The sequence below is a fragment of the Candidatus Venteria ishoeyi genome, from assembly GCF_030378065.1.
Classification (GTDB): Bacteria; Pseudomonadota; Gammaproteobacteria; order Beggiatoales; family Beggiatoaceae; genus Venteria; species Venteria ishoeyi.
Map to the genome: position 1 here is coordinate 1 of NZ_JAUCGJ010000066.1, position 20,687 is coordinate 20,687.

13 protein-coding genes and 1 pseudogene are annotated in these 20,687 nt (G+C 44.6%); 4 read left to right on the top strand and 10 right to left on the bottom strand.

Annotation, left to right across the window (positions count from 1 at the left end; all coding sequences use genetic code 11):
* The 4 genes and pseudogenes from QUF61_RS16560 to QUF61_RS16575 form a co-directional block, all read right to left on the bottom strand.
* Nucleotides 1-442, bottom strand: a pseudogene (locus QUF61_RS16560) (hypothetical protein); the annotation flags it as partial.
* A gap of 87 nt (nucleotides 443-529) precedes the next feature.
* Nucleotides 530-769 (bottom strand): hypothetical protein, encoded by a 240-nt coding sequence (locus tag QUF61_RS16565; RefSeq protein ID WP_289682706.1) that lies wholly within the window; start codon nucleotides 767-769, stop codon nucleotides 530-532.
* Between the two features lie 201 nt (nucleotides 770-970).
* The gene (locus QUF61_RS16570) at nucleotides 971-2,323 is read right to left on the bottom strand and encodes a sigma-54-dependent transcriptional regulator (protein ID WP_103922659.1); all 1,353 of its coding nucleotides are present in this window, start codon (nucleotides 2,321-2,323) and stop codon (nucleotides 971-973) included.
* Nucleotides 2,323-3,321 carry an aminoglycoside phosphotransferase family protein gene (locus QUF61_RS16575; RefSeq protein WP_289682708.1) on the bottom strand — a complete coding sequence of 333 codons (999 nt, stop codon included), beginning with the start codon at nucleotides 3,319-3,321 and terminating at the stop codon, nucleotides 2,323-2,325. Before QUF61_RS16575 ends, QUF61_RS16570 begins: the two co-directional genes overlap by 1 nt.
* Nucleotides 3,322-3,489: 168 nt before the next feature.
* On the opposite strand from QUF61_RS16575, the gene rpoH reads away from it, so the two are divergent.
* Nucleotides 3,490-4,365 carry an RNA polymerase sigma factor RpoH gene (gene rpoH / locus QUF61_RS16580; protein ID WP_103922661.1) on the top strand — a complete coding sequence of 292 codons (876 nt, stop codon included), beginning with the start codon at nucleotides 3,490-3,492 and terminating at the stop codon, nucleotides 4,363-4,365.
* Here rpoH and QUF61_RS16585 read toward each other — a convergent pair.
* The 5 genes from QUF61_RS16585 to QUF61_RS16605 all read right to left on the bottom strand — a co-directional run bounded on the left by QUF61_RS16585 (nucleotide 4,362) and on the right by QUF61_RS16605 (nucleotide 15,737).
* A complete protein-coding gene (locus QUF61_RS16585; protein WP_146066938.1) occupies nucleotides 4,362-4,604 on the bottom strand; it encodes a hypothetical protein in 243 nt (80 codons plus the stop codon). The two genes, rpoH and QUF61_RS16585, sit on opposite strands and share 4 nt — an antisense overlap.
* 22 nt (nucleotides 4,605-4,626) lie before the next feature.
* Nucleotides 4,627-7,110: an EAL domain-containing protein gene (locus QUF61_RS16590; RefSeq protein WP_289682709.1), complete on the bottom strand. Its 2,484-nt coding sequence runs from the start codon at nucleotides 7,108-7,110 to the stop codon at nucleotides 4,627-4,629.
* A 266-nt stretch (nucleotides 7,111-7,376) separates the two neighbouring features.
* The gene (locus tag QUF61_RS16595; RefSeq protein ID WP_289682716.1) at nucleotides 7,377-10,226 is read right to left on the bottom strand and encodes a cyclic nucleotide-binding domain-containing protein; all 2,850 of its coding nucleotides are present in this window, start codon (nucleotides 10,224-10,226) and stop codon (nucleotides 7,377-7,379) included.
* A 424-nt stretch (nucleotides 10,227-10,650) separates the two neighbouring features.
* Nucleotides 10,651-12,501 carry a response regulator gene (locus tag QUF61_RS16600; protein WP_177428722.1) on the bottom strand — a complete coding sequence of 617 codons (1,851 nt, stop codon included), beginning with the start codon at nucleotides 12,499-12,501 and terminating at the stop codon, nucleotides 10,651-10,653.
* Between the two features lie 11 nt (nucleotides 12,502-12,512).
* Complete coding sequence (locus QUF61_RS16605) at nucleotides 12,513-15,737, bottom strand: PAS domain-containing hybrid sensor histidine kinase/response regulator (protein WP_289682710.1); 3,225 nt, start codon at nucleotides 15,735-15,737, stop codon at nucleotides 12,513-12,515.
* A gap of 89 nt (nucleotides 15,738-15,826) precedes the next feature.
* On the opposite strand from QUF61_RS16605, the gene QUF61_RS16610 reads away from it, so the two are divergent.
* The 3 genes from QUF61_RS16610 (at nucleotide 15,827) to QUF61_RS16620 (ending at nucleotide 20,283) form a co-directional block, all read left to right on the top strand.
* Entirely contained in the window at nucleotides 15,827-16,909 is a 1,083-nt protein-coding gene (locus QUF61_RS16610; RefSeq protein WP_289682711.1) for a phytoene/squalene synthase family protein, read from the top strand.
* Nucleotides 16,910-16,997: 88 nt separating this feature from the next.
* Nucleotides 16,998-18,935 carry a sensor histidine kinase gene (locus QUF61_RS16615; RefSeq protein WP_289682713.1) on the top strand — a complete coding sequence of 646 codons (1,938 nt, stop codon included), beginning with the start codon at nucleotides 16,998-17,000 and terminating at the stop codon, nucleotides 18,933-18,935.
* Nucleotides 18,928-20,283, top strand: coding sequence for a sigma-54-dependent transcriptional regulator (locus tag QUF61_RS16620; RefSeq protein ID WP_103922669.1), 1,356 nt, complete (start codon nucleotides 18,928-18,930; stop codon nucleotides 20,281-20,283). The genes QUF61_RS16615 and QUF61_RS16620 overlap by 8 nt, the downstream gene beginning before the upstream one ends.
* Before the next feature lie 173 nt (nucleotides 20,284-20,456).
* Here QUF61_RS16620 and QUF61_RS16625 read toward each other — a convergent pair.
* On the bottom strand, nucleotides 20,457-20,687 hold a 231-nt coding region (locus QUF61_RS16625), incomplete at its 5' end, for a hypothetical protein (RefSeq protein WP_289682715.1).

Sequence of the window (20,687 nt, forward strand, 5' to 3'; positions counted from 1 at the left end):
GACAGGCATAGTGATGTTCTACCCCGGTTATTGGCAACTTCTGGGTTCGTCCAAAACCTTGCGCACCAAGCTGTTTTCCAGGTTTTCGCTGTTCTTCCGATGAGTTCTTGGATTCTGAGGTTTCTTTGCTGTTGTGCGAATCCGAGTTGTCCTGTGAATCCTGTTCTGGTGACGCCTGTGTTTTGTTATTTTCTGTTTCGTCAGGCGGTGGTGGAATCGGCGTATCGTCGTCTTCCTCACTATCTGTGTCATTTGCCGGGTGAAACCACGGCGACTCACTGCCCGATGGGACAGAACTGTTAGCTGAATTTTGGTTGATACGTTCTCGCGCTTCTTTCAGGTCGACCAGTAAGGTGTGCGACAGATACAATAGCTCTTTCTTCGTCCGTTCGCGAAGCCAGTCTTCGTTTATCTGCTGTAAATCGTTGTCACTGAGAGTCATATGCTATGTGAGAACCTGAATGATTATGCTTTATACTGTTACATAAATTGTTCTGATACACAATATTTTCTTTGGGGGTCTGAACGGTTACACTTCAAACGCCAATTTATCAAATAGCTTTTTTTTATCCTTATAACTATTTTTTAACTGTAAAATTTCATTAGCTGCCTTAGCCCGTGCCTTTACAGCCTGTTTCACATAGTTATCTATATTAATTATCTTTGCATATTTTTTTTCATAAAATTTATTTTTTATTCTTGCCTTTTGCCATTGGACAGCAATGACTGACATGATTATTATCAGAAAAATTATAATTGCAATTTCCATAGTATTACCTTTTTCAGGTAACTATTCAGACCCCGATTATTTTTTGCCACAGAATACGCGGAAAATACAGAAAAGAACCTAAAGTTAATCCATTCCGCATATTTCAGCGAATTTTGTAGCAAAATCTACAATGAAGGTCTGAACGGTTACTTTTGAGTATATTAATAAAATCAGCCAATGCACATTAAAATATTTACTGGATTACTCTCCTGCCCCATACTTTTTTAGCATCCGATAGACATTACGCTCACTGACACCAAGAATTTTGGCAATACTGACGCGATGCCCTGCATGTTTTTTCATGAGCATGTGAAAATAGTCCCGTTCTATCTGCTCAAGATTTGGTTCGGATTCAAAATTTAATTGTACGCTGGTCTGGTGGCGTTTGAGCGAGCCACAAAATGCCAGATGTTCCGGCGTAATGCTGCGGCTCTCCCCCGACAGGATAATGGCGCGCTCCACCACATTGCGTAATTCCCGAATATTGCCCGGCCAGTTATAGGCCATGAGTTGTTTCTGGCTGGCTTTGTTAAATTGTTTGTCTATGCGGCGGGAAAAGCTGTGATTGGCAATAAAGTGCTGGGTCAGGGCGGGAATGTCTTCCAGGCGATCACGCAGAGGTGGCAGGGTAATGATAAAGGTGCTTAAGCGGTAATACAGATCGTTGCGAAAACTGCCTTCCCCGCTCATTTGCTCTAGATCGCGGTTGGTCGCTGCAACAATGCGCACGTTGGCGTGTAAATCCTTTAAGCCGCCCAAGCGGCGAAATTGCCCGGTTTCCAGTATCCGTAATAATTTCGCCTGGATGGTGGCGTCAATTTCTCCGATTTCATCCAGAAATAAGGTACCGCCTTCGGCGCTTTCAATCAGCCCTTTTTTCTGTTTATCCGCGCCGGTAAACGCGCCGCGCTCATGCCCGAATAATTCAGATTCAAACAATTTTTCCTGCAAGGTGCAGCAATCCAGGGCGACAAAATTACGTTGTGAACGCTGGCTGTATTTATGTAGTTCGCTGGCAACCAGTTCTTTACCAGTACCACTTTCACCCTGGATTAATACACTGACATCGGTTGGCGCTACCGCCCGGATCATGTCTTCAACCTGATGCAGCGCGGAACTGCCGCCCACCATCAGCTTATTATGACGGTTACGGCGTTTATCCTGGTGTTTATAAAACTTAAAATCTTCCTGTAAAGTGCGATTTTCCAGCGCCCGCTGCACTACCATTTCCAGTTCATCCAAATCAATGGGTTTGAGCAGGTATTCCTCGGCCCCCGCTTTCATTGCGGCAACGGCGTTGCGCACCGAACCATAAGCCGTCATCATGATCACCGGACAGGTATCGCTTAATAGTTCCAGGAAATCAACACCTTCCCCATCCGGCAATCGCGCATCGAGAATTGCGAGAATAGGTTCTATTTCATTTAAGGCATGTCTGGCTTCTGCCAGGGTGCTGGCATTTCTGGCGACATAACCCATGCGTTGTAGACTGTCAGCCAGTATGGTGTTAAGCAGGGCATCATCTTCAATCACCAGAATTTCAGCTTGAGTCATTAATGAAACGCCGCCAACACCTGCATTTTTACAAAATCAGCCAAATCCTGCATTTCATCATAATGCGCACCAACCTCAACAATATATTCCAGTACCAGTGGAATATTATCAAGATAGGCAGGTTTGCCATCACGATGATACAGGCGCGCAAAAATCCCGGCAACTTTCAGGTGGCGTTGCAGACCCATCCAGTCAAACCAGCGTAAAAACTGCGCCTCATCCACGGTTTCTGCCAGAATACCGGATTGTTGCGCCAGTTCGCGATAACCCAGTACCTTGCGTTCAATGTCTGCGCGGGGCAACTGGATATAGGCATCACGTAATAAAGACACCAGGTCATAAGTGATTGCGCCGCGCACGGCATCCTGGAAATCCAGAATGCCAGGGCTGTGTTGTGAATGCTGTAATAAATTTCTGGAATGATAATCACGATGGACAAAAACCTGGGGTTGCTCCAGCGCAGATGCACATAACAAGTCACAGGTGTTTTTTAATAAAGCCTGGGTTGAAGCCTCTGCCGGACGCTTGAGATGTTTGGCTAACAACCAGTCGGGAAACAAGTCCATTTCCTGTTGCAGCAAAGCCGTATCATAAGCAGGTAAATCCGCTGTTGGCATACAAACCTGCATGGCGATTAAAGCACTTAAGGCATCCCGGTATAAATCCTGTCTTTGACCATTTTTATCTTGTTGCAGCAAGGGCAAATATAATTGACTGCCCAAATCCGTTAATAATAAAAAGCCCTGCTCGATATCTTGTGCCAGAATTTTGGGGGCGTTTAAGCCTGCATTTTGTAATTGCTCAGCCAGTTCCACAAACAAACCAGTCTTGGGTTCATGCGCTGGCGGCGCATCCATCACTATCCAGGATTGTTTTCCATTGCTGAGCCGGAAATAACGCCGGAAACTGGCGTCATTGGTAATTGCCTGCAAGCTTGCACCCTGAGATTGGGCTTGTTGGTTTAACCATGTATCCAGTTGCTGTTGACGTTCCTTCATAAATTTTTATCCATAATTATTGACAGTTTAATTCCTGAGTATTAAACTTGGTTATTAGGTTTAGTATTCACTAATTCTTCAGTGTTTTTTATGTAACGATAACCGTTAAATACCTTGATTACGCATCTTAGCAAACAGGGTGTTAGGGTTTCCAGGAGTATCTTTATTATGTCACATTCAACTTTACCTATACTAAGTTTGAACACCCCCGGTCAGACGATTGAGAGTTATGTGCAGACACTCAAGGCCATTCCTCTGCTGACACCTGAAGAAGAACGTGCCCATGCAGTACAACTCCGGGAACATGATGATAACGATGCAGCCCGCACACTGGTGATGTCACACTTGCGTTTTGTGGTACATATTGCCCACAGCTACCGGGGTTATGGTCTGCCCCACGCGGATTTGATTCAGGAAGGCAATATTGGTTTGATGAAAGCGATTAAACGTTTTGATCCCAATGTGGGCGTGCGCCTGGTGTCTTTTGCCGTACATTGGATTCGTGCGGAAATTCATGAATATATTTTGCGTAACTGGCGTATCGTTAAAGTGGCAACCACCAAAGCGCAACGTAAATTATTTTTTAATTTACGTGGTAAGAAAAAAAATCTGGGTTGGTTAAAACATGCCGAAGTTCAAAAAGTCGCTGAAGACCTGGGCGTTACTCCACGCGATGTACTGGAAATGGAAAGTCGTCTTAGCGGTCATGATATGGGGTTTGACGGGCCTAAAGACAGTGATGATGAGTCTGATCAAGTCACGCCAGCCACTTACCTGGAAGATATTCGTTTTGAGCCGGAAAAACTGGTGGAAACCGCGCAATGGAAAGCCTATGGCAAACAGCAACTGAATAATGCCATGCAACAGCTTGATGATCGCAGCGAAGACATCATTCGTAAACGCTGGTTGGGAGATGAAAAACAAACCTTGCAGGAATTAGCGGGTACTTATAGCGTATCGGCAGAGCGCATTCGTCAGGTGGAACAAACGGCCTTGAGTCGGATTAAAAAGAATTTGAGCATGAGTTCTTTGTCTATCCATTAAATTTTTTCAGCAAAAAATTTAAGTGGGTTTTTAAGCCAGCAGCTTTTGGCTGGGATGGTGAAAATCATCATTATTTTGCTATCTTTAGAAGATGAAATTAGTTTATTTTTATTCCGAATTAAGCCCCAACGGGGCGTATGGAACAAAAAGTGACTGAACAATCTGGAAATAATTTGAGAGGTTTTCACCACCCCAGTTTCCGGCTGCTGGCTTAAGCTGAATATTTCATGAATTGTCATGATGATCGCGCAGTAATTTGTTTCATCTTGTGCAATTACCAATATTTTGCAGTATGGGCAGTAGTTTTTCCGCAGGCAATGGCTTGGAAAAATAATAGCCTTGTACATAGGTACAACCTAAGTCTTTCAGTAATTCAAGTTGCTCAGATGTTTCAATGCCTTCAGCGACCACTTGCAACCCCAATCCCTGACTCATGGCTAAGATTGCGCGTATCAGTGCCTGATCACTATCATCTTCAGCCATATCCCGTACAAAAGAACGGTCTATTTTAAGGGTGTCTACCGGAAAACGCTTCAGATAAGATAAAGAAGAATAACCCGTGCCAAAATCATCCAGATAAATGCGCAGTCCAAAATTTCTAAACTGCGTCAGCCAGTTTGAAACCTGTTCCACATCACCCAGTAAAATACCTTCGGTAATTTCAAAAACCAAATGTTTTGGCTGTAATTGTGATTGCTCCAGTAAGTTTTTTACCCAGTCCAGCGGTATACTTTCTGGAATCTGGCAGGCGGAAACATTCACTGAGGCATAGAGTTCATAGCCCTGTTTGTGCCATTGCCCCAATTGTTTGCAGGTGGTTTCCAGCACCCAGCTACCAATTTGTTTGATTTGCCTGGTTTCTTCTGCCAGAGGAATGAAAACACCTGGGGAAATACCCCCGCGTACCGGGTGTATCCAGCGCACCAGGGCTTCAACGCCAACCAGTTGTTTCAGTTTGCAATCTACAATCGGTTGAAAATAAACAACCAACTCATTATGCGCCAAAGCATGACGCAGATCGGCTTCTAATTGCTGCCGCTCCAGCAGGGCAATGGTCATTGATGCAGTGTAAAACTGAAATTGTTCTCGCCCTGCTTCTTTAGCCCGATACAATGCCAGATCAGCATTGCGAAATAAGGTTTCCACTTCCTCACCATCTTCTGGAAAAATGGCAATACCAATGCTTGCGCCAATGCGTATTTCATGTTCATCAACTAAAAATGGCTCACTTAAATGCGCAATCAAGGATGATGCCAGTCGCTCGCTGGCATCAGGGCTGCTTTGTTCTAGTAGCATCAGTGCAAATTCATCACCACCCAGGCGTGCAACCGTATCAACTTCGCGCACCATGGTTTGAATCCGTTTTGCCACTTGCTGTAATAAATGATCGCCAATGGTATGTCCCAGGCTGTCATTAACTTGTTTAAACTGATCCAGGTCAATAAATAACAGACTTAATTTTTGCTTATGACGGCGTTGTTCTTTAATGGCCTGTTGCAGACGCTCATATAATAAGGTGCGATTTACCAGTCCTGTGAGTATATCGTAATTACCACGGTAACGAATTTCCTCTTCAGTTAATTTACGGCGGGTAATTTCACTAAATTGTGCGATAAAGCCTGTTGTCCGACCTTCATTATCATTAATTCTAGTAATCACCTGCCATTCCGGGTAAATCGAATTATTTTTACGGCGATTCCAGATTTCACCTTCCCAGCGTCCCTGTTTCATGATAGTTGACCACATGGTCGCGTAAAAATTATTATCATGATGACCGGATTTTAATAAATTTGGCATTTTACCAATTACTTCATCAGCGCTATAGCCGGTGATTTCGGTAAATGACTGATTAACTCTGCGAATAACACCTTGACTATCAGTAATAACAACGCCATCACTGCTGACTTCAAACACGGTGGCGGCTTCCCGCAGGCGCTGTTCCATGTGTTTGCGCTGACTGATGTCGCGAAAAATGATAATTGCATCGTTATACTGGTTTTGCTCATCTTGTAAGGCGGTAACGGTATATTCAACAGGGAAAGCGAAGCCTTTTTTACTGAAAAACTGCTCATTATTCACAAAACGGGTTTTGCCATCGCTTAATGTTTGTGCAATGGGCCATTTAGCTGACGCTGGGGAGGCTGTGGGTGTTACTTCAGCGTGAATCAGTTCACGCAGATTTTTTCCTTCCAGTTCCTGTTCCGTAAAACCAAGTTGTTGCTGGGCGGCTGGATTGATAAAGGTGATGTTCCCCTGTTTGTTAACGCCTAAGATACCCTCACCCGCAGAATCTAAAATGGAGCGGTGGTACTGTAACAGGGTTTTTAATTGGTTATTACGCTCTGCCAGAGATTGTCGGAGTTCATTGAGCTGTAAGTGCGTCGCCACGCGGGCAAGCACTTCTTCAGCATGAAACGGTTTAGTAATATAATCAACGCCGCCACTGGTAAAGGCTTTGATTTTATTTTCAGTTTCCTGCAAAGCGCTGATAAAAATAATAGGGATATCATGTGTCTGTTTTTTAGCTTTTAGTTGTTTGCAAACGGCATAACCATCCATCCCCGGCATGTTAATATCCAGCAGAATCAAATCCGGCGGTGCAATTTTTACGGCATCTAAAACCATTGCGCCATCGGGTAATTGGCGTACCTTATAACCTTCGCTATTGAGTATTTCTCTTAATAGTTTCAAGTTGGCAGGCGTATCATCAACCACCAGAATATCTGCTTTTGAGTACTGGGTCATTCAAGTTACCTATTGGATATTCTTATCCAATTTGTTGAAGTGTTGCTGGTAAAATCATTAATTCCTTAGGAACGAGGATTTTATAATTCCCGAAACCAGGCTGGCCTTTTTCTCCATTTTCTGCGTTATAAAAACAGTTACATAGCTTGCTATGCGCCTGTTTTCATGCCTTAAAAATGAACAAAAATCCTGTGCCTGATTTTGGTTCTTATTTCATCCTCGTTCCTTACAACATTAAGTGGATAAATTTTGTCATGGCAAAATCCTTATCCGTTAGATTGTCTTAGTCTGCGGCATAACCCCCAAATAATACACTGTGCGATTTCATAATGATTGCTCATGATAACCTCAAAGTCCTCTTTTTCGATGCGAAAAAGAAAGCTGTCCCGGATAGTGGTCGCAGATGCAGAGCGTGGTGCTGGATCAAGCAGGGACATTTCACCGAGAATTTCACCCACTCCCAGCTTGGCAATGGTTTTTGTTTCGTTATGAATTCTGATGCCGCCATCCACGATTAAATACAGGCAACTGCCCATCTCATGTTGCCTGATAATTGTTTCATCAGCAGGCACTTCGACTTCTTCCACGATGGAGGCGATAGCCAGCAAGTCATCTTCCGGTATCTGTGAAAAGATATCAACTGATTTAAGATGCAGGATTTTCTCTACCATCGACAACATATTTACCCCTTTTTCAGGCTTTATCTGTTCAGGTGACAGTGCATGAAGTGTATGGGCGGCACACTCCTTAATCAAGATTTCCTCACCGGCCATAGCGGATTCAACAACAGATTTTAATTCTACAACGTGCTGCGCTTCAATAACTCGAAGTACTGCAATCTTTATCCAGGCTCCCGTCCAGTTGTCTTGTAATATATCCGCTAGCCATGCATTTTGTGATGGCTTTCGCGTGTCAGGCAGCGACCGGGAAAAGTATTTAGTTAAACTTTTAACTCTGGATTTCATGGGTACATTCATGTCAACCAGCGCCATAATCGGCAATTTGAGTTTCTTGGGCAGGCTGATGTCGAGAAATTCCAAAGCCAATCCCTGTTGTTCCTTTTGTCTGCTTCTGATTTGCTCTTCTGCGATATAAAACTGTTTTTCAGGATAGAACAAGGACAAGATCAGAAACAACCGTTTCAAGCCCTGATTCATTTCGTTGAGCAGCGCTGTTTTGAGCAAGGCATATTTTTCATTATCGCTAAAAAATTCCAACATGCGCATAATTTTTAAGCCCTGTGCGGCTTCGGCAAGGAAGTTTTCATGTAATACCAATTCAACTTCTGGCGATATCTTGTATCCACAAAAATAGAGTGCTTTAAGAATTTCATAACGGATGATATGGCGCGGATGGGAAACGTGTGCCGTGAGCATCAACAGGATTTGCTCGCCTTTAATTTCACTACAGACACGCACCAACTGGAGTACAGTTGTTATCGGATATCCGGCTTTTTCGCATAAGGCATTATCAACAATATCAACAATCCCCTCACCTGCTTTAATCAAGGCGTTGGTTGCACAGGAGCGGGTATGTACTGAATCAAGGTTATCGATGAGTGCTGCAAATAAGCAGGGATGTGCCATTTTACCAGTGGCCTTGAGCGCGGCGATACGCACGGGGATGGATTCATCTTTAAGCAGGCTTAACAGCGGATGATAAAACCGAGAAAAGGAAACCGCTTCCAATACCTGCGCGGCTAAAATCCGCTGCTGCGCATCTTGTGAATGAGTGATGCTTTCAAAGTGTTTTCCGGCTGCAATAATACCGGGAATGCCTCCGTAGCGAAAGAAGCCAACCATGACATTGAGTCTGAGTTCCGGGTTTTCGCTGTTCAGATAGTCCGCATATTCTTCCGCATATTCCGAACGTAGCGCGCAAATTACCCGCAAGGCATTGGCTTTCACGGACAAGTTGCTGTCATGCTCGAAACATTTGCATACTTTTGGCAAAGCACTTGTACGTTTGTGGTGTTCAATCTGGTTGAGGGCTTTTATTCTGACACGCGCCTCTGAATGTGCCAGCATGTTGATGCTTACCTCATCAAGCGTCGGATGTTCGAGCTTTTCCAGCACCTCCAAAGCAAACAGCACTTCCGTTGTTTTAGTGCTTTTGAGTAAACCGGTGATGGCCTCAAGACTGGCCTCATCTTGTAAAGATATATCATCCGTATCCAGCGTACGCCGTTTGATGGATTTTTCCAGCGCTTTTGCATAATGGCGATGGACTAATATTGCCGTTACCAGCCAGAGCACGCTGACAAGCAATATGAAGCCCAGCGTATAGCTAAAAGAAAATTCCTTTAATAGAATCAGGCAAACACCCGCGATACCATAAGCCAGGGGGCCACCGATGCCTTCAACCACTGTTTCCACAGAATTTCTGTCATGACTGGAAAGCGGTTGGTAGACGGCTTTCATGCTGGTATACGTGGTTCCGGTTCTTAAAATAAAAGCCAGCAGCCGGGAAAAGATCAGTGTGTAGAATAATACACTGGCATCAGTATCGGGCATTATCACCATCACCATGGCGATAGCAATGGTGAATATTACGGTGTAAGGATTGACTAGCAAACCAAAAGCAATGCCAAAGCGCGTCAGCATCTTAGCGGCGGCAAATATAAGAAAAAGCAGTGATAAAATCGTAGCAAGGGCGACAAAATTACCCAAAAACTGCGCCAGATCGGCACTGTTTTCAAATCTGGCATGGGCTTGCTCCATCAATGCGTAGTCTATGAGTTGATTGACCACTAAAGCCAGAATTTGATAAAACAGGATGTATACAACATATTTCCGCTTGATCAGTTGATGCAGAGATTTTGAATTTTTTTGCTGAAGTGTCGGTTTTTCCCAGGTCTGTCTAAAAGTTCTGATGCTGATAAAAAGTAAAGCCAGTACCAGCACCATACTGAAACCGCTGAGACCGATAAGATTTTTGGTGCCACCAACCCAGTCGGTAAAAAAACCGATTAAACCGCCCCCCATTATTGCTCCTGTGATCTGGGCAGATAAAATCAGTGGAAATATTTTTTTTATTTGACGGACATCATAAAACTGTCTGACCTGGATACCCAGGATAATCATGGCAAATTGCACCAGAGAGACAGACAGGCACATCAAGCCATAAGATATCCATGCACTGTGCGGGAGCGCCATCCCGGCACGCGCAATAAAAATGGCCGGGACAAAGAAGAAAACGGTGCTCATCAAAAGCCTGGGCACTGGCCATTTTTTCTCAAGTTTGAAAAAAATCATGGAGGCCAGTGATACAAAGATCGCAATGAGGATATAAACGTATGGCAGTCGGTCTGCGCCGTGCTCTTCCAGAAACAGCGCGACGGATGAGGCAAACAAAATAGTGACCGTAAGCCCCAGAAAAAGCCCTTGGCCTAATAAAAGTGAAACCAGGGCAGGATTTTCGGTAAATAGATTATTTTGTTGTGGGTTGCGCATTTTTATTTTGTCTTCTTTTGCAGTGAAACAAATTACTGCGCGATCATCATGGCAATTTATGAAATATCCGGGATAAAATTCTCGTTCCTTAGCTTGTTTCCTGTTGATGAATAGCCTGCTGAGCTTCTGCCAGTTCACGCAATGCCGCAATTTCAAAGGTTTCTACCAGTGAAGCAATCTGTTTAGCCAAAGGCAGATAGTGCATATCATCTTTCAATTTCAGGGCAAAATTTTCTATGGCCTCAATATCACCTAATAAAACAAAATCCATCAATTCCCTGGCTTGTTTACGGGATAAATGTATATTTTTCGCTGGATTATGAATGCCTTCCCCTTCTGTTTGTTCCGTTGTGAGATAATTCCAATCTAATGGCAGAAACCGACTTAAATTATCTAAAAGTTCATTAAAATTTACAGGTTTACTCAAATGTGCCTTACAACCTGCGCTTAAAGCGGCGATGCGATCCTCGGCAAAAGCGCTGGCGGAGATTGCGATTATTGGGGTATTTTGTGATAAATAGGATTTTTGCAGGGTTTGGGCCACTTCAAAGCCATCAATTCCCGGCATGTGCAAATCCAATAAAATAATATCAGATGCCCAGGTTTGGATAACTTCCAGGCATTGCTTGCCATTTTCAACTTCCCGGACATCAAAACCCAGTGGTTTTAATAGTAAAGATAAAACCTCCCGATTACTAGGTACGTCATCAACAATCAACACCCGAAATGCCCCTTCTCCCTGCTGGCGTTTATAACCAATCACTTGTGGCATGTCCTTCTGATAAGGGTTGGCCTCTATCAGGGTGGAGACCGGTTCCACCGGGACTTTTATATGAAAACAACTCCCCTTCCCCGGCGTGCTTTCCAGCTTGATTTCTCCCGCCATGTTGTTGATCAGTTTTTGGGTAATTGCCAGCCCTAACCCCGTGCCCTGACGTTTATGTGCAGTACTTCCCGTTTGTTGGAAAGGTTTGAATATTTCTACAACTTTTTCTGCTGGAATACCAATACCGGTATCGCTGATTTCAAGTGTTAATTGATTTTCTATCATTTTAGCCGTTAAAGTCACGCAGCCCTGCTCCGTGAATTTAATGGCATTGCCCACTAAGTTCATCACTATCTGACGTAAGCGCTTGTCATCGCTGTAAAGTGATTTAGGCAAGCTGTTGTGATGCTTATATTGGAAGGCAATCTCTTTTTGCTCTGCCCGAATACGAAACATGGCAGTGAGCTCTTTAAAAAATTCATGGGTATCCCAAACCTCAGGGAACAACTCAAAACGCCCGGCTTCAATTTTTGCCAAATCCAGAATATCATTAATCAAGGTTAATAAATAATCACTACCACGTTGTATACTTTGTAATTTTTGGTACTTATCAGATGATAAGTCGCTGTCACGCAGCAGAATCTGGGTAAAGCCCTGAATTGCATTCAGTGGTGTGCGCAGTTCATGACTCATATTGGCAAGAAAAGCACTTTTTGCGCGATTGGCAGATTCTGCCTGCTCTTGAGCCTGCTCTGCCTGCTCTTTGGCTTGTAATAACGCCTGTTGCAGATGATGTATGCGCAAATGGGTGGCAACTCTTGCCAGCACCTCTTCGGCCTGGAACGGTTTGGTAATGTAATCTGTGCCACCTGCGGAAAATGCTTGGATCTTGTCAGTTGTTTCCTGCAAGGCGCTGATAAAAATCACGGGAATATCGCGGACAGCAGGATCTGCTTGTAATTTTTTGCAAACCTCATAACCATCCATGCTTGGCATTTTGACATCCAGTAAAATTAAATCTGGTGGCTCTGTGGCAATGGCATTTAAGGCCAGTTGACCGCAGGGTAATTTGCGCACCACATAACCTTCATTTTTTAAAATAGCGCCCAGCAAGTTAAGATTGGCGGGGGTATCATCGACAACTAAGATATTTGATTTTGAAGATGTGCTCATTATTGGATTCCTCACAATGCTATCCATTTCAAAATACGTTCATACTCATAAGCCACAGCCCATTGCTGTAACGTTTTTGCCAGCGGCGCATCATGCTGCGCTATTTCTGTCAGAATCCCATCAAGTTGTTCTGAATTGCCAAGAGTGACTGCCTGTTTTAAACGTATCTGTAGTTCTGTAGGCAGCATTGACAAATCCTTAGCTTCCGGCTGTTTTCCAACAGCAGGACTGAGTTTGGAGATATGACTCAAATCTGTTGCAGCTTGATGAGACACACCTAAAAACCGGGTAATTGCCTGGAAAATTTCTTCGATACGAAAAGGTTTACTGATGAAGTCATCACAGCCAGCTGCTATCGCTTTTTCCCGGTATTCGGTAAAGGCGTTAGCAGTGAGTGCGATAATAATGGTTGGCTCCCCTATCATTTGTTGTTTTATTTTTTGGGTTGCGGTGTAACCATCCATCTCCGGCATATGAAGATCCATAAAAATTAAATGGGGATGCCATTGTTGCCACTTCTCCAGTGCTTCTTTACCATTTTGAGCCTCCTGTATGCTAAAGTCAGTTTGTTTTAATATATTGCGCAAAAGTATACGGGACGATTCCTGATCTTCTACAATTAAAATACGGTTTTTTTCTTGTTGTGTAATAAGCTGTTTGGCAGGCTTAATCGCTTTAAAATCATGTTGCTCATCAGTGATTTCAATTTGCAGTTCAAAATAAAAAGTTGCACCATTGCCTTGCTCGCTCTGCACATGAATATCACCACCTAATAATCGCGCAAAATGGCGACTGATTGTTAAACCCAGTCCTGTGCCCTGCTCTTTATTCTGACCACTGTGTGTTTGTACAAATGGCTTAAATAATTGTTTTTGCTCCTGCGCTGAAAGCCCGGGACCTGTGTCTTTAATTTCAAAAAATAAATGGAAAACAGCAGGGGCGTCAGGTTCTTCTCCAGCGCGTATACTTAATATTACACCACCTTGCTCGGTAAATTTTATGGCATTACCTAATAAGTTAAATAAAATTTGGCGTAATTTACGAGAATCCGTTTTAATATAATGCGGCAAGTTTGTATCCAGTTCTAACCTCAGGTATAAACCTTTATGTTCTGCGCGCACCTGAAAAATTTCAACAATGCCCTGTACTAATTCGGGTAAATCAAAGCGTTTGAGCTTTAAGGTATTGCGTCCCGCTTCAATTTTGGACATATCCAGGACATCATTGATTAACTCCAATAAGTGCTCACCGCTGCGGTTGATGGTCGCCAGTTTACTATGCTGCTCTGTCGTTAAAGAGCTATCACGCACCAATAATTGGGCAAAACCTAAAATAGCATTCAGCGGCGTGCGCAATTCATGACTCATATTGGCAAGAAACATACTTTTTGCCTGGTTTGCCGTTTCTGCTTTTTGTTTGGCCTGGGTTAATTCTGCCTCATAAGCATGACGCTCAGAAACATCTTCCATACTCCAGATAAAACCCTGGGATAAATCTTCAATTCGCATACGCTGTCCACGCATTCGACACCAGAATAATTGACCATTTTTACGTTTCATCTGCAATTCAGTTTCATAAATGCCGCCATGTTGCAATATGGGATAGGCAGCATGAGCCAGCACATGGTAAGCTTCTGCGGAGGGATAAAGGCATTCTGTGGTCTGCCCCAGCAATTCCTCGGGCGTATAACCAAAAATCTCTGCTAATAAGCGGTTTATGTGTTGAAAACGACGTTCATGATTGATAAAACCAATACCCACCAGAGCATTGTCTAATACCGCCTGAGTCAAATCCAGGGCAACCTGCCGCGCCGTTTCCAGCTTTTTCTGATGACTGATGTCAAAATATAAACCCGCAATGGCCTGGGTTTCTCCCGTGTGATTGGCCACCATATAACCTTGGCTGCGGATATGGCGAGTTTCACCTGAAGGTTGCAGAATACGAAATTCAATATCAAAATGTTTACCATGCTGCGTAGCCGTGCGCACGGCCCATTCTACAGCGCCCCGATCTTCGGGGAAGACAGGATCAAACCAGGCAGAGCGGTTAGCCTTGAAACGCTCTGGTGTCAAACCAAAAATCTCCAGACAACGAAAATCCCAGTCCAGGCGATCATTTTCCACATCGTAATAAAAAGCCCCGGCCTGCGCCGCTTCCAGTGCAAACTGCAAACGCTTGCGATTTTCCAGCAAATGCCGCCGACTTTCCATCATGTGCCATTCTGAACGTTTTCGATCTGTCACATCGTGAAAAATAATCACTAAGGCGCTACGTTCACCAGTTAGCGTAAATAATGGCACTTTGGTGACATCAAAATAACGTGGACAGCCTTGTTCATCTCTGACGATTTCTTCAGCATGAAGTTGGCTGCCTTGTTTCCAGGCTAATTCATCGCCATAAGCACTGAATTTATAACTGTCCCGAAAGTGGGGTTGTAATTCACTGAGTTCAGTGTCGGTTTTACCCTGCCAGTCCACATCCTGTAATTTAAACAATCTGATTGCAGCCGCATTGATCAACTGCCAGCGACCCGCATTATCTTTAAAAAAAATACCATCAGGTAAGGCTTCTATCAATGTACTCAGACGCTGCTGGCTATTGCGTAAATTTTCTTCTATCTGTTTTTTTATGGTGAAATCACTGATAATACAAACCACCTTTTCACAATCGCCCTGCTTATTTTTAACTGCTGTCAACCAATGACTGCCCCAGAATATGGAGCCATTTTTACGAACAAAGGCTTTATCTGATTGATGATGGTCGATTGTCCCCTGAAACAGCCTGTTTAATCGATTGCGGGATAATTCCAGATATTCTGGTGTTGTCATGTCAAAACAACACATTTGCTGTATTTCTGTTGCGGTATAATTAAACAGTTTCTGGTAATAGGCATTGGTTTTTAAATAACGACCATCACGGTCTATCAAAGCAATACCAATGCTGGCATGATTAAAAATTGCACGGTACTGGTTTATATCATGTTGTAACGATGCTTTTCTCTGTTGTAAAAAAATCATCATAAGCCAGGTAATGCCACTGCCAATAAAACCAGCAAGCAACCAATGCAACCAGAGTGCGGCATAGGACAAGCTGTTTTCAGTTGCCAGTACTTGTTGGCTGGATGTCAGGCTCACTTGCGTATTCGCAAGTTCAGTATCAGCAACATCGGCAATTGCAATATTTGCTGATAAATATAAAAGCGATGACAATAATAAAAATATGTAAAAATATTTCATAAGCGATAATTATTAGATTAATTATTGAATTTTAATATTAAACTTTAGCTGATTTTGACAATATCAGCTTATTTTTTTCTGGTAATGCCATGTTATATAGCGAATTAAACTATCAGCAGCAAAGTCTGCAAGGGGTTTCCCGCACCTTCGCTTTGACGATTCCGCAACTGCCAAATCCTTTACAAATCGTGGTTGGCAATGCCTATTTATTATGTCGGATTGCCGACACCATAGAAGATGATCCAGAACTGGACAGTATACAAAAAACCCAATTTTCTCAACAATTTATTGCCGTGGTAAAAGGTCACTATAGCCCTGAGAAATTTGCACAAAGCTTGGCACCACAACTTGCAAGCCAGACCTTAGCGGCAGAAAAAGACTTAATTCGCCACACTGCCAGTGTCATCCGGGTGACCCGTTCTTTTGACGCACCACAGCAGCAGGCTTTGTTACGCTGTGTACGCATTATGTCCGAAGGGATGGCAGCATTTCAGCGCCAGCGCCGTCCTGATGGTCTGGCGGATATGCAGGCATTGGATGCATATTGTTATTGTGTTGCCGGTGTTGTTGGTGAAATGCTGGCAAGTTTATTTTGTTATCACAACCCGGCAATTGCCATCCATGAGAAAACTTTACAGAAACTCTCCGTCTCATTTGGACAGGGTTTACAAATGGTGAATATTCTTAAAGATATACAAACAGACCAACAGCGTGGTGTATGCTGGTTGCCGCGCTCTGTATTCAGCGCCGTGGGGTTTGACCTTAAACAATTAACAAAACAGTGTTATCAACCAGCATTTGATGAGGGACTGGAAGTATTGATTGCGACTTGCCGGGAACATCTTAATGATGCGCTGCGTTATATTTTGCTGATCCCGGTGCAGGAAACAGGGATTCGACGATTTTGTCTGTGGGCTTTAGGCATGGCAGTGTTGACCTTACGCAAAATTGACAGGCACCGCCGCAAGCAGCAAGGTTTTTATCTTGCGCAGGATGTTAAAATTTCCCGTAACAGTGTACGTGCAACCATTTTGCTGACCAACAGCTTCACCCGCTCAGATCGGGCATTACAGTTTTTATTCCAGCAATGGACCCGGAGTTTACCGGGCAAAGCAATGAGTAAAAACACGATAGAACAGGGAGCAAGTCAGTGTGAGCAGCCAAGTGAATAAATGGTTAAAATAGTACGATACGAAACATTCTTTTGTTTTTATTTTTGTTTTTATTTATGAAATATCCGGGCTTAACTTTACGACTGACATGCGCCTACAACAAAAACTATTTCTCAGCATCAGCGCCCTGGCATTATTGCCATTATTAATTTTGCAATTCGGCGTAGTCGGGCGCAATGAGCAAATCCTGGAAGAACAAATGCGCCAGGAGGTGCTGGCTGTGCTGGACAAGCTGGCGGGGGAGTTGCAAACCTTGATTCGGGGGCAGCAGTCATTGGTGCAGGGACTGGCGGAGGTACCGACAGTACGGGAATTTGTGGCCTCTCTGGAGGAGTCCGAAGCAACGCCGGATTATTTTAATCGTGCCGAGAAACTGGAAAGTTTCTTTCTCAATTATCAAACGGTAGTACCCCCCATTCAAGGCTTGCGGGTTTTTGACAGTAACGGTAATACACTGGTTAAAGTCAAAGAAGATCATGTCGATAAACCACTCAATGATCTGCCCAATGGACGGCGGTTTGTCGCTAATCACGGTCAGACCGGTTTTTTTCAGGTGGTTGCCAAACCACTGCCCTCCGATGGCATCGGCATGTCAAATTTCGAACTGGGTCAGGTCAAACCGCAGGATGATTTTTGCCCTTCCATGTTGCGTTATGTCACGCCGCTGGAAAACCGACTGGAGCGGGCAGGTTATCTGGTGGTGAATTTTTGGGGTAAAGGTTTGGATCAACTGATTCAAAAAGCCTCGCTGCAATTGCAAAAACAAATTTTAATGAGTGAAATTTCACCACAAAACCCTGTGCGTGACGGCGTTTATCTCTACCATCCTGACAATGATATGCGCTTTGGTAATCAAACTGACAATAACTATCGTTTATCCTTAGACCTGGAGAAGGATGTATGGTGGGAGATCACAGGCGGCAATGAGCGCGGTGACGTGGCAGGGGAGCAAACTCAGGTATTTTATCTCAAGCTGCGTCCTTACCCGGAGCGGGACATCCAGTGGTTATTGACGGTAGAGACTGATCGCAAAAGTTTTCTTGGCCCGATTCATAACGTACAGCGAACGATTTGGACCTTGCTGGTGGTGGTGTTTTTACTGACCCTGATATTGGCGCGTTGGTCGGCGGCGGTATTAGCGCGTCCGCTGAATCGTTTTGTAGAAATGTTGACCCGTTATGGTAATGGGGAAAAAGTGCGCTGCCAGGAAAATCGCCGTGATGAAATGGGTGCGGTAGGTAAAGCCTTCAATCGCCTGATAGACAACCTTGCGGAAGCTGAGCAGAAACGCCAGCAGGCTGAAGCGGTTGCGAATCAGACTGCGCGTTTGGCGACTGTCGGTGAATTGGCTGCCGGGGTGGCGCATGAAATTAATAATCCACTCAATAACATGATGAGTCTGCTTGATATTATCAATAAAGAACCATTACCAGGTGGTGTGCGTGAAGACCTGGATCTACTGCGTCAGGAAAACCGCCGCTGTGCTGAAGTGGTGCAGGGCTTGCTGGATTTTTCCCGGCCTAAACCACCGCTTATTCGCCAGGTGGATATGTTGGAAGTGGTGGAAGACAGCGTTCGTCTGCTCCATAAACGCGCCCGTACCTTAAATATCGAATTGCAGATAGTCAGTGCGCCGCAAGGTGCTTATGTTAAGGCCGATCCGGCGCAAATCCAGCAGGTACTGGTGAATATCCTGCTCAATGCGATTCATATCAGCCCACCTGACAGCAGCATAGACATTTATCTCAAGGCGGATGAAAAATGTCTGGAATGTCGGGTGGAAGATTATGGCAAAGGTGTTGCGCCACAGGAACTCAGTAAAATATTCCAACCTTTCTACACCACCAAACAAGATCGCGGCGGCACTGGCCTGGGATTATCTGTCAGTTATGCCATTATTATGCGCCATAATGGTGAAATTCGCGGTGAATTGCGCCCTGGCGGCGGTTTAGCGGTATGCTTTCGTTTGCCGCGCTGGCGCGAGATTGATGACGAGACAAAATTGTTAGAGGTGAGCGATGCCTGAAACACTATTGTATTTTGTTGATGATGATGATCTGGCCTGCCATTTGTTCCAGCGTCATTGTCGGCAATTAGGTTATCACTGCCGGGTGTTTAATCAGGCTACAGATTGCCTGGAAACGATTGAAGCACAAATACCATCCATGTTGCTGGCAGATTTAAATATGCCGGGCATGGATGGCTTTGAACTGATCAGCCGGGTGCGCATCATGTACCCTCAGTTACCTGTCCTGGCACTGACCGGGCAATCCACTGTGGAGCGTGCCGTGCAGGCGATGCAGGCGGGTGCTTCGGATTTTCTAAAAAAACCCTACGAACAGGACGAACTCTGTCTGACGATTGAGCGTTGCTTAAATCATGCACAGGCGCTCTCTGAGAATCATGAGCTTAAACGCCAGGTGCTGGAACCGGAAACCGGCTTTGGCATGTTGGGCAACGCCCCCAGTATGCGCCAAGTCTATTCGATGATCGATAAGCTGGCAGAAGTTGATTGTCCGGTTATTATTCTGGGCCAGTCCGGTAGTGGCAAAGAGCTGGTGGCGCGCGCAATTCATGATCGCGGGGCGCGTCGTCAGGAACCTTTTGTGGTCATTGACTGCGGCTGTTTATCAGATACCTTGCTGGAAAGCGAATTATTCGGTCACAAGCGTGGCGCTTTTACCGGTGCCGATAAGGAGCGTGTGGGTTTACTGGAAACTGCGCGTGGCGGCACGGTATTTCTGGACGAAATTGGTAATATTTCTGAAACCATGCAAACCAAGCTGCTGCGCGTACTTCAGGAACATACCCTGACCCCGGTTGGCAGCAGTCGGGTGGTACAGGTGCAGGCGCGTTTTATTTGCGCAACCCATCGCGATCTGCCACAAATGGTCAGTAATGACGAGTTTCGTCATGATTTATACCATCGCCTGAATGTTGTCACCATCCACACACCGACGCTGGCGGAACGTAAAGAAGATATTCCGCTGCTGGTACAACATTTTGCCGATAAATTCTGCACCAAATACCAGCGCCCACCACTACATTTTTCTGCCACCGCGATGCGCCAACTGTGTCAGCGCCCCTGGCCGGGTAATGTACGAGAACTGCGTAATTATGTGGAACGTTGCACGATTATGGCGGATCAGAAAGTCATTGATGCGGATCCCGCCTTGCCACAATCAAGCTTAGAACAAGGAAACGTTACTGCATTACCCGATGATGAAAGCAATCTGCAAACCTTGCGTGAACTTGAAGCCCGCCATATTCAGCGGGTGCTCGAAAGCGTGGGTGATAACCACCGTCAGGCCGCCGATATTCTAGGCATCAGCCGCACCACCTTGTGGCGAAAATTGCGGGAAGCCGAGAAGTGATATAGCGAATGGTGAGTCAGAAAGCTGGATAAATCAACAGTCCCAATACGATCTTTGGCAGGCTGAATTACATCGTGATGAACTTCATGTAACTCAGTTGCTTGCTGCATAAAGGATATAACAAATTGTGTAAGCATTCAGTCTCCCCCTGGGAATACCGACTTCCACCCGCCCTAAGGCCGGCAGAATGCCTGCGTTCCCAGGGGAAGTGAACGGATACGTCTGGTGAGCAACCTTATAAAATAGAACCTTTGAGGTAAGATCGTGAACCCAAGGGTAAGGAGCGAGAATTTTATAACTTCAGCAACTTGGCTGGTCTTTTTCTCCATTTTCTGCGTTCCGAAAACAGTTACATAGCTTGCTATGCGCCTGTTTTCACGCCTTGAAAATGAATAAAAATCCTG

What these genes read in the sequence shown, in the direction of transcription:
- QUF61_RS16565 (WP_289682706.1), bottom strand. Translation starts at nt 769, where the DNA reads ATGGAAATTGCAATTATAATTTTTCTGATAATAATCATGTCAGTCATT.
- QUF61_RS16570 (WP_103922659.1), bottom strand. Translation starts at nt 2,323, where the DNA reads ATGACTCAAGCTGAAATTCTGGTGATTGAAGATGATGCCCTGCTTAAC.
- QUF61_RS16575 (WP_289682708.1), bottom strand. Translation starts at nt 3,321, where the DNA reads ATGAAGGAACGTCAACAGCAACTGGATACATGGTTAAACCAACAAGCC.
- rpoH (WP_103922661.1), top strand. Translation starts at nt 3,490, where the DNA reads ATGTCACATTCAACTTTACCTATACTAAGTTTGAACACCCCCGGTCAG.
- QUF61_RS16585 (WP_146066938.1), bottom strand. Translation starts at nt 4,604, where the DNA reads ATGACAATTCATGAAATATTCAGCTTAAGCCAGCAGCCGGAAACTGGG.
- QUF61_RS16590 (WP_289682709.1), bottom strand. Translation starts at nt 7,110, where the DNA reads ATGACCCAGTACTCAAAAGCAGATATTCTGGTGGTTGATGATACGCCT.
- QUF61_RS16595 (WP_289682716.1), bottom strand. Translation starts at nt 10,226, where the DNA reads ATGTGCCTGTCTGTCTCTCTGGTGCAATTTGCCATGATTATCCTGGGT.
- QUF61_RS16600 (WP_177428722.1), bottom strand. Translation starts at nt 12,501, where the DNA reads ATGAGCACATCTTCAAAATCAAATATCTTAGTTGTCGATGATACCCCC.
- QUF61_RS16605 (WP_289682710.1), bottom strand. Translation starts at nt 15,737, where the DNA reads ATGAAATATTTTTACATATTTTTATTATTGTCATCGCTTTTATATTTA.
- QUF61_RS16610 (WP_289682711.1), top strand. Translation starts at nt 15,827, where the DNA reads ATGTTATATAGCGAATTAAACTATCAGCAGCAAAGTCTGCAAGGGGTT.
- QUF61_RS16615 (WP_289682713.1), top strand. Translation starts at nt 16,998, where the DNA reads ATGCGCCTACAACAAAAACTATTTCTCAGCATCAGCGCCCTGGCATTA.
- QUF61_RS16620 (WP_103922669.1), top strand. Translation starts at nt 18,928, where the DNA reads ATGCCTGAAACACTATTGTATTTTGTTGATGATGATGATCTGGCCTGC.